This is a genomic window from Streptomyces sp. NPDC001100, from assembly GCF_053598575.1.
Genome location: NZ_JBSFKO010000038.1, coordinates 59,590 through 72,265, shown reverse-complemented (window position 1 = coordinate 72,265; position 12,676 = coordinate 59,590). Strand labels below are relative to the sequence as shown.

The window sequence follows — 12,676 nt, the reverse complement described above, 5'->3', positions numbered from 1 at the left end:
CACGGCCGTTCAGGAATCCGTTGCCGACCGGTGCCGGAGTTCAGTGCCAGGCGCGGTACGGCTCGTCGAGGAGCTGGAAGACGGGTTCGCCGCGCACCGGGTCCTTGGCCGTGGACAGCCGGACGCGGTCGCCGCTGTGGATGCCCATGGGGTGACCTATGACCCGGCCGCGCACCACGAAGCCCTCGGCCATCTCGATCAGCGACACATTGCGGGCGGCCGGGGTGTTGCGGTGCACGACGGTCGAGTGCCGCACGGTACCCGTGCCCTCGCTGCGCTCCGTGCGCAGGTCGCCGCCCTGGCAGACCGGGCACAGGAGCCGGTGGTACATCGAGGTGCCGCACCAGGTGCAGCGCTGGAAGAGGATGGTGTCCCCGTCCGGGCCGTGCGGTTCGAGTACGCCCGTCGGGGAGCCGGCTGCCGGACGGGTCGCGAATCCTGAGTGGTGGTACACGCTGTCAACTCCCTGCGCTCGGCCGGAATCCCGCGTGCGCGGCCGAGCCGGGCACGCGTGTGCGCGGCTCACCGTGCCACCGTGCACGACCACAGCGTATGGCACTCAGTGCCAGGCGTAAAGATACTGCGTACCCTCGTATTTCTCCGGTTCAGTCGCGGCCGAGCGCGGACTCGATCTCCTGGACCACGCGCCACAGCGGTGCGTCCCGCCGGGAGACGACCACCACGACGTCCTCGGGCTGTTGCTGCAGCACGGCGACGGATGCCGGCGGATTTCCGAAGGCGGACTGCACATACCCCAGGGCGTGGTCCACCTCGGTGGCCGCGTCGCGCTGCCCGTCCGAACGCAGCCAGGAACGCAGCGCGTTGTTGTGCGCCGCGACCACGGCGGCGGCGATCACATCGGCCTGGAGCGTGCCGTCGGGCCGCCCGGCGAAGCGCCCGCGCAGATAGTCGGCGAGGGCGCGCTCGTAGCGCCACACCACCGACAGTTCGTACGCGCGCAGTCCCGGCACCTTCTTGGTGAGGCGGTAGCGCTGGACCGAGAACGTCGGGTTCTCGTTGTACATCCGCAGGACGAGTCTGGCCGCGTCGCAGACCCGCCGCACGGGTTCGTGCTCGTCGCCGCCGGACGCGAGGAACGCCGTCATGTCGGCGAGGCAGCGCTCGTGGTCGGGGAAGACCACGTCCTCCTTCGACGGGAAGTAGCGGAAGAAGGACCGCCGTCCGACGCCGGCCAGTGCCACGATGTCGTCGATGGTGGTCTGTTCGTAGCCCCGCTCCAGGAACAGCTGGAAGGCGGCCGCGACCAGGGCGTCCCGCATGGGCGGCTTGGAGCTCATGGACGGGAACGTAGCACCAGGCCGACACGGATGGCACTCAGTGCGCCGCCGAGAGGGAACTGAGTCCCCCGAAGTTCACGACGGGATGCGACAGCCGATGCGGTCGAGACGATCGAGACGGTCGATTCGGTCCGAGGCATAGAGTGACGGCGACCGGCAGTGCCATCAGGGGGACCCATGCGACTCCACGTCGACCAGCGCCATGAGCGGGTGCTCGAACTCGTCCGGGAGCGCGGCAGCCTGCGGGTCGCGGAACTCGCCGCGGAACTAGGCGTCTCCGCCGTCACCCTGCGGCGCGACGTGGAGACGCTGGCCGGGCAGGGCCGGGTGCGGCGACTGCACGGCGCGGTGGTGTGGCCGGGCGAGGCAGTCGTGGAGCGGCCGGTGCGGCGGGAGCCCGCCGACGGCCCGGTGATCGGAATGATCGTGCCGACCACCGCCTCGATCTTCGCCGACATCGTGCGCGGCGCCCGCGAGGCCGTGCGGGCCCAGGGCGGCCGTCTGGTGCTCGGGGTGTCCGGGTACGTCGACACGGAGGACGCCGTACAGGCCGGGCATCTGCTCGCGGGCGGCGCGCAGGGACTGCTCGTCGCGCCCAGCTGGTCCGGCGGTGTGCCCGTCGGCGGCCAGGAACGGTGGCTCGTGGACCGGGGAGTGCCCACCGTCCTGGTCGAACGCTCCGCCCCGCCCGGCAACCCGGCCGCCGCCCTCGACCGGGTGCGCACCGACCGGGCCCACGGCGCCGCGGTCGCCGTCGGCCACTTCGCCGCGCTCGGCCACCGCAGGATCACCGCGGTACTCCAGGAGGGCCCGCACGCCGCGCAGATCACCGCGGGCTACGAGTCGGCCGTACGCTCCCTCGGCCTCGAAACCGCCCCGGGCGCCCCCTCGGTCCGCGAACACGGCGACTACGAGGCGAGCGTGGACTTCCTGGCCGACGCGGTGCGCCGCCGCGGGGTCACCGCCGCTCTCGTGCACAGCGACGAGGACGCGATCGTGCTCGTGCCCCGGCTCCAGGCCGTCGGCATCCGCGTCCCCGACGACCTGGCGCTCATCGCCTACGACGACGAGGTCGCCCCGCTCGCCGACGTCCCGCTGACCGCCGTGGCCCCGCCGAAACGGTCGGTGGGGGAGCTGGCCGCGAAGCTGCTGCTCGGCCGGCTCGCCGAGCGCGGGAACGGAGCACGGTCGGCCCCGCGTCAACACGTGGAACTCCTCCCCGAGTTGAGGATCCGCGCCTCCTGCGGAGGACTGCCGCCCACCCGGTGAATCCGGCACGACCGTTTTGATCGTTACGCGCGAACGGTCTCCCCGCCCTCAGCCAGCTCGACAGCATCAGCCAAGGAGAACCGGCATGCCCTCCCCGTCCCCGGCCCGCCCCCGCATCCTGTATGTCACCGACCTGGCGTACCAGGCACGAGGGCGCCGCTACTGCGACGAGGACATCGCCCTGACCTCCCGGCTGCGCGAGGACTTCGACCTGGCGCTGTGTCATCCGCTGGACGCGGCCCGGCTGATGGACGCGTTCGACGCGGTCGTGGTCCGCAACAGCGGTCCCGTCCTCGGGTACCAGACGGAGTACGACGCGTTCCGCGAGCGCGCGACCGAGGCCGGGACCCGCGTCTACAACCAGCTCTCGGGACGCGCGGACATGGCGGGCAAGCAGTACCTCCTCGACCTCAGCGCCGCCGGATTCCCGGTCATCCCGACGGTCGACCGGATCGAGGACCTGGACCGGCTGCCGCGCACCGACCGGTACGTGGTCAAGCCCAAGCTCGGCGCCGACTCGATCGGCCTGCGGATCGTCCCGGCGGACCGCCTCCCGGCCCTCGCCGACGGCAGCGTCCTGGTCCAGCCCCGTGTCGACTTCTCGTACGAGGTGTCCTTCTACTTCGTCGACCACGACTTCCAGTACGCCCTGCACGCCCCGGACACCGGGCAGCGCTGGCGTCTCGAACCCTATGAACCCGCCGCCGCCGACCTGGAGTTCGCGCAGCGGTTCGTCGACTGGAACACCATCGATCACGGCATCCAGCGCGTCGACGCCTGCCGCGCCCCGGACGGCGGACTGCTGCTGGTCGAGCTGGAGGACCTGAACCCCTACCTCTCCCTGGAGGCACTCGACGACGCCCGCCGGGACGCGTTCGTCGCCGCGCTGAAGGCGTCCCTGCACCGGTTCGCCGGAGCGTGACCTGAACTCCTGAGGCCGTGCGCGCGTATCTCTCCAGGGGAATGGCGGAGATCCGTGCGCGCGGAACGGAAGGAGAGCAGTGTGTCTACACCGCCCGAACCGGGAGCCTCGTCCGGCGGCCCGGTCCTGGAACCCGCCCGGGTGCTGCGCCGCCGCCGCTCCGACAACCTCGCGGAGCTGATGCGGGACAGCCGCCGGGACTCCACCGTCTTCGACTCGGTGCCGCTGCCCCGGCCGTTCTCCGGCTCCGACGACGAGACACAGGAACTGCCGCCCGTACGCGGCGACTTCCGCCCGGCGTCGAGCGACAGCCCCTTCGGCCCCGGACTCCGCCGGGCCGCCATCACCGTCGGCGTCAGCGCCGCGGCCCTGGTCGGCTTCGCCTGCGCCCTGCTGCTGCCCGGCAGAGGCGAGGCCAGCACCGTGCAGCCGGTCACCACGCCCACCCCGGTGACCTCGGCGACCGCCACGGGCACCGCCGACCCCGACGGCGCCGGCACCCTCCGCGAGGGAGACAGCGGCGCCGAGGTGACGGAGCTCGAACAGCGGCTGCTGCGCATCCCCAATGTCTACGAGAACGGCTCGACCAGCGGTCGGTTCGACGCGACCCTCAAGGAGGCCGTCGCCCGCTTCCAGCTCTGGTACGGCATCCGCGGCGACGAGAACGGCGTCTACGGCGACGACACCCGCAGGGACCTGGAGTCCCGCACGACACTCGACGGCCAGTAGGACCGACGTCCGGCCCACTGCGCGGGCGGCCCGCTCAGTCGTCGTCGCGGTGTCGCCAGTACCAGAACGCGCCCACGACGAGGGCCAGCAGAAACACTCCGGGCAGTACGAGGCCCGGAATACGGGAGCCGCTCATGGGCATGGCCTTCGGTTCGCAGGGGGTGCGGCGCCGTCGTCCCACGACGCCGCACCGCCCATGATGAACGCCCGCGCGTCCCGAGGCGCCGGTCAGCGTCCCGTGCTGTGTCCGACCAGTGCCTCGGTCACCGCGCGGACGCTGCGCGCGATGTGCTGCAGCTGGAGGAGCTCGGCGGCGTACAGCTTGATGGTGTGCTCGATGACCGACTCCGGCAGGCCGAGGCCGGGCAGGTCGGCGCGTGCGGTCTGCAGGGCGGTGCGGGCCACGCGGATCTCGTGCTGGACCTGGATCTGGGCATGGCGGGCGAGCAGCACGGGATGGCGGATGAACGCGGGGTAGCTGGCGTAGCGGGCCGGCACCAGCTCGCGCAGCCACTTGGCGGCCGAGCGCTCCCAGTCGTAGCTGCCGGGCGTCTTGACCTGACAGGGCCAGTCCTGGCTGATGCGGGTGGTGGTGAGTTGCATGTCATCGCTTCCCGGTGTGCGGCGTCGCGGGGGGTGGTTCGACGGTGTGTGGCGGCCCCGGTCTAGGGGATGACCGGGGCCGCCCTGGGCGCTCGCGCAGGCGATGCCCGACCGAACACCCCTGGCGCCGACGCGGGTAGGAGACGGCGGCTGGGGGTGTCCGTGCAGGAGCCCCGGAGAACGGGTGTCGCCGGCGCGGCAGGTGGAGCGGCGTGCGCATGGGCGGACCGGTGCTTTCTCGGGGCGGGTGCGAGCGCTGGGCTCACGGGTGCGGAACGGGTCCGGAGTGGGCCGGACGCGATCCGTGAGCAGTATTTATATATGCCGTCCGCTTTGCAAGGCGTATGAAAACATTCATGCGTGAAATGGGCGGAATCGTCCGGTTCCGAAGTGATCCGAGGGGGGAGTGGCGGGTCAGTCCCGCATGAAGAACTGGTGCTGCTCGGCGATCTGCTCGTAGTCCTCAAGCCGGGCCTGGGTGCGCTCGGGATCGGCGTCCGTCATCGCCTGGAGCAGCGCGGAAGCCATCACGCCGGGGGCCGCGTACGAGTCGAAGACCAGGCGGGAGCCGGTGCCGGTGGCGAAGGTGACGTCGGCCTCGTCGGCCAGCGCGCCGAGCGCCAGATCGGTCACGAGGGCCACCTTGAGCCCGGCGCTGCGGGCCACCCGGATCGCGGTCAGCGTCTCGTGCGCGTGCCGCGGCATGTCGAAGGCCAGCAGCCAGGTGCCGCCCGCCTCGCGCGACTGCAGGATCGCGTCGTAGGCGACGCTGCCGCCCCTGGTGACCAGCCGTACGTCGGGGTGGATACGGCGTGCGGCGTACGCGAAGTACTCGGCGAGCGAGACGGAGATGCGCAGGCCGAGGACGGTCAGCGGGGTGGACTCCGACAGTTCGCGGCCGACGTCGATCAGCCGGTCGGGGTCGGCGAAGTCCCGGCGCAGGTTCTCCAGGTTCTCGATCTCGGCGTCGACCGCGGCCTGGAGTTCGTTGCTGCGGTTGACCTCGGCCGCCGCCGGGCCGCCCGCGAGGGTGCTCAGGGCGATCGCCTGCAGCCGCTCCCGTAGCGCGGGGTAACCGCTGAAGCCGACCGCCGCGGCGAACCGGGTCACCGAGGGCTGGCTGACGCCGACTCGTTCCGCGAGGTCGGTGATGGAGAGGAACGCGGCCTCGGTGATGTGCTCGATCAGGTACTGGGCGATGCGCCGCTGACCCGGTGACAGCCGTGGCCCGTCGAAGAGTTCGCGGAGCTGGGAAGTCGGCGCCGCCCCGACTTCCGGGTCGGTCTTACCCGAGGTGATCGCGGATGCCTGGGCGCGTGCCTGCTGCGGCGATGGCACGGATCCGCCTCCTTTGTCTCCCACGGTCACTCAACATAGCTCACAGAGCGTTGTGACCAGTGGGCGATCAGCGCCGGTAAACGGTGATCGAATGACCGACTTGATCGATCGGGCGACTGCTGTCGATCAACTCGGCCAGTTTCCCCTGTGCCTTGTCGATCGAGGTGTCCGAAACGACCAGCAGACCGTGCACCTCGCGCACCCCTACCTTGCGCGGATCGGACGACTCGATGCCGTAGTACGACGGCACACCGCTGCCCTTGTAGACCAGCCAGATCCGCTCGCCCGCGTAGCGCTCACGGAGCCGGTCGGCGAGCCGGCCGAGGTCCTGGCCCCAGTCCACGTTGGAGTCGTGCAGCCGCAGATAGGTCTTCGACGGACCGCCGAACGCCTCGTTGGAGTACGGCAGATAGTAGGGGAACGTCCGCAGCGAACTGACCGCGACGAACGCCACCAGCACCCCCGTGGACAGCGCGGCCCACCGCCACTGCAGCACCGGCACACAGGCCGCCGCGACCGCCAGGAACATCGGCACGAAGATCGCGTACCGCGTGCCGAAGTCCCGCGAGCCGTCCATCGCCGAGGCCAGCAGCACGGCCGTGGGGACGAGCAGATAGGGCGCCGCCGGCCGCAGCCGCCGTACCGCCACGACCGTGACGGCACCCGCCGCCCACAGGGCGAGCATGCCGAGCGGGGTCTTCACCAGGAACGCCGCGGGCAGGTAGTACCAGTGGGACCCGGTGTAGAGGTGCCCGAACAGGAAGCCCTGCCACGGGTAGTCCTCCAGACCGAACTGGATGCGCATCCCGTCGAGGAACGCGCGCGGGAACGGCAGCAGCTCGACCACCCGCCCCCGCAGCCCGTGCACGGCGGGCACCGGTTCCGTGGACGTGAACCGCAGATGCGGGTCGACCACGAGGTAAGACGCCCAGACGGCGGCGACCGCGACCAGCGCGACGACCACCGCGCTCGCGGCGCCGAGGAGCAGCGCCCGCCGCCGTGCGTCATGGTCGGCCGGACGGCGGGCGGACCACACCGACGCCACGGCCAGCAGCATCAGCACCGGTACGGCGGGCAGGGCGCTCATCTTCGTCGCCACGGCCGCACCGAGCGCGGCGCCCGCGAGGGGGACGTACAGCCGGGGCCGCCGCCGGGCCCGCCACAGCAGCCACACCGAGGTCAGCAGGAAGCCCGCCTCCGGCACGTCCAGGGTGGCCAGCGAGCCGTGTGCGATCACGTCGGGGGAGAAGGCGTAGAGGGCGAGGGCCACCAACCCTCTTGCCGCGCCGACCAGTTCACGGGCGAAGGCGAACACGACCAGCCCGAAGAGCAGCGTCAGCACGATCACCGGCAGCCGGGCCCAGAACATCACCTGCCAGGGGTCGTTGCCCGACTCGTACAGCAGATGGCGGCCCAACTCGCCTTGATCGCCCCGGTAGTTGGCGTCGAAGTGCGGATCGGCGAGGGCGATCCCGGCGGCGATCACCAGTTTCCCGAGGGGCGGGTGCTCGGGGTTGTAGTCGAGGCTGTGCTCGCGCAGATAGACGGTGGCGGTGGCCACGTACACCGGCTCGTCGATGGTCGGTGTCTGCTGGACGGCGGTCGTGACCATCACAGCGGCCATCTGCGCCAGGAGCAGCGCCACCAGGAGCGGCAGCAGCCACCGCCGGTGGCGCCGCAGCCCGGCGCGGAGACGGGCCGGCCGGCTCTCCGCGGCGCGCGGCGGGGGAGGCGCGCCGCCGTCGTCGAGCGTGCCGGGGTCGAGGACCGAGTGCTGTTCGCGCGCCATCATCCGCCCTGCGGTGAGGCCGGCCGCTCGGTGGCGGGAGAGATGCGGAGCCGGGGCATGGCCCTACTGTCGCATCGCTCCCGCCACCAGGGGCGTCACCGCTTCAGGAGTCGTACCGACAGACCTTCCGCCGTATACACGGGTACGGCCCGCAGCTTGTCCGAGTTCAGCGTGACGCTGTCGAACTGGCCGCGCAGCGCCGAGGCGCCCAGGACGCGCACCGTGGAGCCCGCGGCCGGCGGGTGCTCGGCGTCGAGCCGCAGGGACAGCGCGCTGCCCTTGCCGAGGGTCGCGCGCCGGGTGACCTCGACGGCGGGCTGGTGGCCCGAGCGGAGCGTGACCTCCAGGGTGGCGGACTGCTGGACGTAGGTGCCGTGGATCTGCACGGACTCCGCGACCCGCAGCGAGCCGCCGAGCACGCTCACGTCACCGTGGCCGAGCGCGTGCGCCGAACCGGCCACCAGCGCACCTGACTTGAGCACGGTCCCGCCGGTGTACGCGTTGTGCCCGGTCAGCGTGAGCGTCCCGGTGCCCTGCACGGTCAGGCCGCCGCAGCCGTCGATGTCGTTGCGCCAGGCGTCGGCCGCGCCGAAGCCCCCCGCCGCCGCGTCCAGGGCGACGACCACGTCGGAGTCGAAGGAGCCGTAACCGTCCGCCGCCGCGAAGAGGTTGAGGCGCCCCCACTGCTCGAAGCCGTCGAGCAGAACGTAGCCGGAGGGCAGCGCGGTGGTGCGCAGCACCTCGCGCCGCTGGGCCGCATCGAGGTACGGCAGCCGGGTCTCCAGCAGGACCTCGGCGCCCTTGGGCACGGTCAGCGCCGTGTTTCGTCCGCTGCGGGTCAGGACGTAGGTGAACTTGGGCTCCACCAGGCGGGAGTTGGCGGTCCGGTCCGCGTACGGGTCGGTCGCGGTGGACGCCGAGTGCGCGTAGGCGTACAGGGTGTCCGCCGTCGTGCCGGTCTGCGCCTCGAAGTAGGCGAGGGCCTGGGCGCGCGCGGCGGCCTTGAGCTCGGCGTTGGCCGGGTCGGCGAGGGTGGCGGCGGCCAGCGCGGTGGCCATGATGCGGCCGCCCATGACGTCGACCGTGGAGTGCATGCCGGCCATGATCCGCGTGTGGCTCAACTCGAAGGTACGGGTGACCAGTTCCTGGAAGCGCTCCGGAACGGCGTACGCGTAGGCGAGGCCCGCCAGGTGGAAGGCGTTGGTGTGGCCGCTGGGGAAGCCGCCGTCGTCGACGGGGGAAGTGCTGCGCTGGCGCAGGAGTTGAGGGGCGACGATCACCTTCGAGTCGTAGACCGGGTAGCCGAGCGCGTCGACCGTGCCGGTGTCGACGACCTCGCTCTTCTCGTTCATGCGCCACGGACGCGGGTACTGGTAGGCGTACTTGCTCGGGTTGCCCGACGCGTAGTTGCCGCGCAGGGTGTCGACGAGTTCGGCGACCTTGCCGAGCGCGGAGGCGTGCGAGCCGGCGCCGAGCGCGGCACCGGCGGGCGCGTCGGCCGGGACGGCGTCGCTGATCGTGGTCGCCGGGGTGCCGTCGGGGGCGCTGGTGATCGAAGTGACCGCCAGGGCACCGGACTTGTAGAGGTCGGCCAGCGGACCGAGGCCCGCGATCATGGCGTAGCTCTGGTGCTGCCGGTCGTAGAGGAACGCCTCCTTGGCCTGTGCCTCGGTGCGGCGGGCGGTGAGGTCGATGCAGTACCGCATGTTGGCGCGCAGGATCTCGGGCCGCAGCGGGGTGCCGGTGTTCCAGGCGGATCCCGTCTTCCATATCCGGGCCATGCCGCCGAGGACCCGGACCACGGCGTTGGTCTCGGGGGTGAGGTTCGCGATGACGTTCGTCTTGTAGTCGTCAACGAACGCGAGCGGAGCCGTGGCGGCTTTGGCGTCCGCCGCCGCCAGCCAGCCGACCAGCGTCGGTGCGGCGACCACACCGGCCGAGGCGCCGAGTGAGGTCTTGAGGAATCCACGTCTGTTCACGGCGAGTCGACCGGCGTCCGTGCGGTGCCCGGCGGGTGACGGCATGGGTGTGTGCCTCTCTTGAGTTCTACGGCCCGTGGGGCCGGTGGAGTCGTGCGATCTGCTGTGGTTCGGGGTGCGCGTGGGACGTATGAAAGCGCATTCGTCCACTGAGGCGCACGTGCGAAGGTTTACGGTGAGCCGTGTCCCCGCGGAGGGGGTTCGGCGTCCGTCACATGACCCCCGGGTGAACGGGAGTTGTGCGGTTCACAGGATCGATCGGGCCAGTGCCAGCGCGCCCTCGACGGGCGGTACCCGGATGGGCTGCGGTCGTGCCCCCGGCAACCGCTCGGCGAGCGCCGTGGTGAAGGCGTCGTACAGGCGGGGCTGGGCGAGGACGGTACCGCCCGCGACCACCACGTCGTCGACGGGGACGCCGCGTTCGGCGAGCCGTACGACGAGTGCCGCGAGGGACCGACCCGCCTCCGCTATCACCTCGCGCGCGAGGAGCGAGCCGGCGTCGGCGGCCGTGAACACCACGCGGGCGTGGCGGCCCCAGTCGGCGGAGACGTCGGAAGCGCTTTCCAACGCCGCGCCGAGTGCGGGCACTTCGGCCACGGCGAACGCCTCGACGAGTCCCAGGCCGAGTGGGTCCGGGGCCTCGCCCCGGTCGTGCGCGGCCCACGCGGCGCGGGCCGCCTCGCGGACGAGTCCGGCGGCGCCGCCCTCGTCACCCAACACCGCGCCCCAGCCGCCCACTTGGAGCCGACTGCCGTCGGCGAGCAGGCCCACCGCGACGGAACCGGTGCCGGCCACCAGACCGACCCCCTTGTCCAACCCGGCCGCGGGGACGAGCAGTTCGGCGTCCCCCACGACGAGCGCGGGAATCCCGAGACGCCTTTCCAGGGCATCCCGGATCTCGGCGCACTGGCGGGGTGTCTCGCACGCGTGCCCGCCCACGGCGACCGCGGACGGGCACGCGTGTGCGGGCAGGGCGTCTTGGACGAGTGCGGTCAGCCAGTCGGCGGCGGTCGCGATGTCGTGCGGCCGCCAGCCGCTGCTGGCACGGATGTGGTCGGCGACGACATCGGGGCCCGCGCAGGCGCGCAGATGTGTCTTGGTGCCGCCCACGTCGATGCCGACCACGAGGGGCGTGGAGTCCTGCACGGAACCTCTTTCGTCGTTGCGCTGTGCTGCGACGGTGGGCGAACCGTGTCCGGGGGGACGGAAGTTGAAGCACTAGGGAAGCCCCGGGACGGGCTTCTGACGGGACACGGCAGGCGAGTACCGTGACGTTCGTTAGGAAGTTAACTAACGAAGTACAGTGCGTCAAGAGGCATCGCGCACCGGGCAACGGGAAGTACCGTCCGGGCCCGCGTGACGCCAGGACATCCCATCGCCGCAGCCCATGGAAATCCTCCGGGCGCGCGGCCTGTGAACTGGGGGAAGTGTGGAACACGTCGTGGCGCGGGCGTCTCGGCTGACCGAGAGCGCGAGCGCGGTGTTCGAGGTGCTGGCCAGAGCCGGCAGCGCGACCCGCCCGCAGCTCGCGAGCCTGGCCGGCCTGTCCAAGCCGACGGTGTCCTCCGCCGTCGTGGAGCTGGAGAACGTCGGGCTCGCCGCCCACTCCGGCACCGCCTCCGGCGGCACCGGCCGCAACGCCGCCGTATACCGGCTCGGCCCGGCCGCCGGTGCCGTACTCGCCGTCGACCTCGGCCCCGCCCTCACCCGGGTGCGGGGCTGCGCCCTCGACGGCACCCTGCTGGCCGAGGCCACCGAGTCCCGCGAGGACGCGGCCGACGCCGTGCGCGAGGCCCTCGACGCGCTGCCCGCCGGTACTCCGCTGCGCACGGTCGTCGTCGCCGTCGGTGACGTCGCCGCGCGGAACCGGGCCGGTGCCGGGATGCGTCCCGCGACCGCCAAGGCCGGCCCGGTGTTCGACGCCATGACGGTCGCCCTGCCGCCCGGAGTGCCCGTCCACCTGGAGAACAACGTCAACTGCGCGGCGCTCGCCGAGCTGCACGAGGGTGCCGCGCGGGGCCGCGACACCTTCGGCTATCTGCGGATCGGCGTCGGTATCGGCCTCGGCATCGTCGTCGGCGGCCATGTGCTGCGCGGAGCGAACGGCGCGGCCGGTGAGCTGGCCCGGCTGCCCTACCCCTGGGACGACGCCGTGGAGCCCCGCAGGGAGGCCCTGGAGGAGTACGTCGGCGCCCGCTCGCTGCTGCGCCGCGCCGCGGAGGCCTGGCGGGCCGATGAGAACGCGGACGGGCCCTGCCCCGACACCGCGGAGCAGCTGTTCGCGCTGGCCGCGCAGGGGCAGCGCACGGCCTCCGCCCTGGTCGGCCGGCACGCCGCCGACGTGGGCAGACTCGCCGCCGCCGTGGCGGCCGTACTGGACCCGGGACTGATCGTCCTGGGCGGCAGCACGGGCACGGACCCGCAGCTGCTGCCCGGGGTGCGTACCGAGCTGGGACGACTGAGCTGGCCCACCGAGGTGGTGAGCAGCACGGTCGGCGATCTCGGCACCGTGGTGGGCGCCGCGCGGCTCGCGGTCGCCAGAGGAGTCCAAACCGTGACCGATGCCGCGGGGGTGAAGGATTGACGGCCTCGGACTCGGTCTGCCAATGTCCGGACAAGCGCTTTCTAAGTCGGCCGGGACGTCGACTCGGAGTGAGCCTCCCGCCCGTACGAGACGTACGGCAACCGCACCAGGGTGTGCTTGTGCGGCAGCGGCCGAGAGGGCCGGGGATGCCACCCATCAGAACGG

General features: G+C 72.1%; 11 protein-coding genes. 4 read left to right on the top strand and 7 right to left on the bottom strand.

The window, feature by feature from the left end; translation table 11 throughout:
* Positions 1–40: 40 nt before the first annotated feature.
* Complete coding sequence (locus ACWDEW_RS38940) at positions 41–454, bottom strand: Zn-ribbon domain-containing OB-fold protein (RefSeq protein ID WP_450519537.1); 414 nt, start codon at positions 452–454, stop codon at positions 41–43.
* 151 nt (positions 455–605) lie between these two features.
* Positions 606–1,280 carry a TetR family transcriptional regulator gene (locus tag ACWDEW_RS38935; RefSeq protein ID WP_450519592.1) on the bottom strand — a complete coding sequence of 225 codons (675 nt, stop codon included), beginning with the start codon at positions 1,278–1,280 and terminating at the stop codon, positions 606–608.
* A 195-nt stretch (positions 1,281–1,475) separates the two neighbouring features.
* Here ACWDEW_RS38935 and ACWDEW_RS38930 point away from each other — a divergent pair, with 195 nt between their 5' ends.
* From ACWDEW_RS38930 to ACWDEW_RS38920, 3 genes are all read left to right on the top strand, one after another.
* Positions 1,476–2,567: a substrate-binding domain-containing protein gene (locus tag ACWDEW_RS38930; RefSeq protein ID WP_450519536.1), complete on the top strand. Its 1,092-nt coding sequence runs from the start codon at positions 1,476–1,478 to the stop codon at positions 2,565–2,567.
* An 85-nt stretch (positions 2,568–2,652) separates the two neighbouring features.
* Positions 2,653–3,489: a hypothetical protein gene (locus ACWDEW_RS38925; RefSeq protein WP_450519534.1), complete on the top strand. Its 837-nt coding sequence runs from the start codon at positions 2,653–2,655 to the stop codon at positions 3,487–3,489.
* Positions 3,490–3,570: 81 nt separating this feature from the next.
* Complete coding sequence (locus tag ACWDEW_RS38920) at positions 3,571–4,218, top strand: peptidoglycan-binding domain-containing protein (protein WP_450519532.1); 648 nt, start codon at positions 3,571–3,573, stop codon at positions 4,216–4,218.
* Positions 4,219–4,446: 228 nt separating this feature from the next.
* Here ACWDEW_RS38920 and ACWDEW_RS38915 read toward each other — a convergent pair whose 3' ends face one another.
* The 5 genes from ACWDEW_RS38915 to ACWDEW_RS38895 form a co-directional block, all read right to left on the bottom strand.
* Positions 4,447–4,821, bottom strand: coding sequence for a hypothetical protein (locus ACWDEW_RS38915; protein WP_019067862.1), 375 nt, complete (start codon positions 4,819–4,821; stop codon positions 4,447–4,449).
* A gap of 414 nt (positions 4,822–5,235) precedes the next feature.
* Positions 5,236–6,159: a MurR/RpiR family transcriptional regulator gene (locus ACWDEW_RS38910; RefSeq protein ID WP_450519530.1), complete on the bottom strand. Its 924-nt coding sequence runs from the start codon at positions 6,157–6,159 to the stop codon at positions 5,236–5,238.
* Positions 6,160–6,226: 67 nt separating this feature from the next.
* Entirely contained in the window at positions 6,227–7,951 is a 1,725-nt protein-coding gene (locus ACWDEW_RS38905; protein WP_450519528.1) for an ArnT family glycosyltransferase, read from the bottom strand.
* A gap of 92 nt (positions 7,952–8,043) precedes the next feature.
* Positions 8,044–9,972, bottom strand: a complete 1,929-nt coding sequence (locus ACWDEW_RS38900; protein WP_450519526.1) for a phosphatase PAP2 family protein — start codon at positions 9,970–9,972, stop codon at positions 8,044–8,046.
* A gap of 201 nt (positions 9,973–10,173) precedes the next feature.
* The gene (locus tag ACWDEW_RS38895; RefSeq protein WP_450519524.1) at positions 10,174–11,073 is read right to left on the bottom strand and encodes an N-acetylglucosamine kinase; all 900 of its coding nucleotides are present in this window, start codon (positions 11,071–11,073) and stop codon (positions 10,174–10,176) included.
* 295 nt (positions 11,074–11,368) lie between these two features.
* Between ACWDEW_RS38895 and ACWDEW_RS38890 the strand changes: the two genes are divergently transcribed.
* Positions 11,369–12,511, top strand: a complete 1,143-nt coding sequence (locus ACWDEW_RS38890; RefSeq protein WP_450519523.1) for an ROK family protein — start codon at positions 11,369–11,371, stop codon at positions 12,509–12,511.
* Positions 12,512–12,676 lie beyond the last annotated feature (165 nt).

What these genes read in the sequence shown, in the direction of transcription:
- ACWDEW_RS38935 (WP_450519592.1), bottom strand. Translation starts at nt 1,280, where the DNA reads ATGCGGGACGCCCTGGTCGCGGCCGCCTTCCAGCTGTTCCTGGAGCGG.
- ACWDEW_RS38930 (WP_450519536.1), top strand. Translation starts at nt 1,476, where the DNA reads ATGCGACTCCACGTCGACCAGCGCCATGAGCGGGTGCTCGAACTCGTC.
- ACWDEW_RS38925 (WP_450519534.1), top strand. Translation starts at nt 2,653, where the DNA reads ATGCCCTCCCCGTCCCCGGCCCGCCCCCGCATCCTGTATGTCACCGAC.
- ACWDEW_RS38915 (WP_019067862.1), bottom strand. Translation starts at nt 4,821, where the DNA reads ATGCAACTCACCACCACCCGCATCAGCCAGGACTGGCCCTGTCAGGTC.
- ACWDEW_RS38905 (WP_450519528.1), bottom strand. Translation starts at nt 7,951, where the DNA reads ATGATGGCGCGCGAACAGCACTCGGTCCTCGACCCCGGCACGCTCGAC.
- ACWDEW_RS38900 (WP_450519526.1), bottom strand. Translation starts at nt 9,972, where the DNA reads ATGCCGTCACCCGCCGGGCACCGCACGGACGCCGGTCGACTCGCCGTG.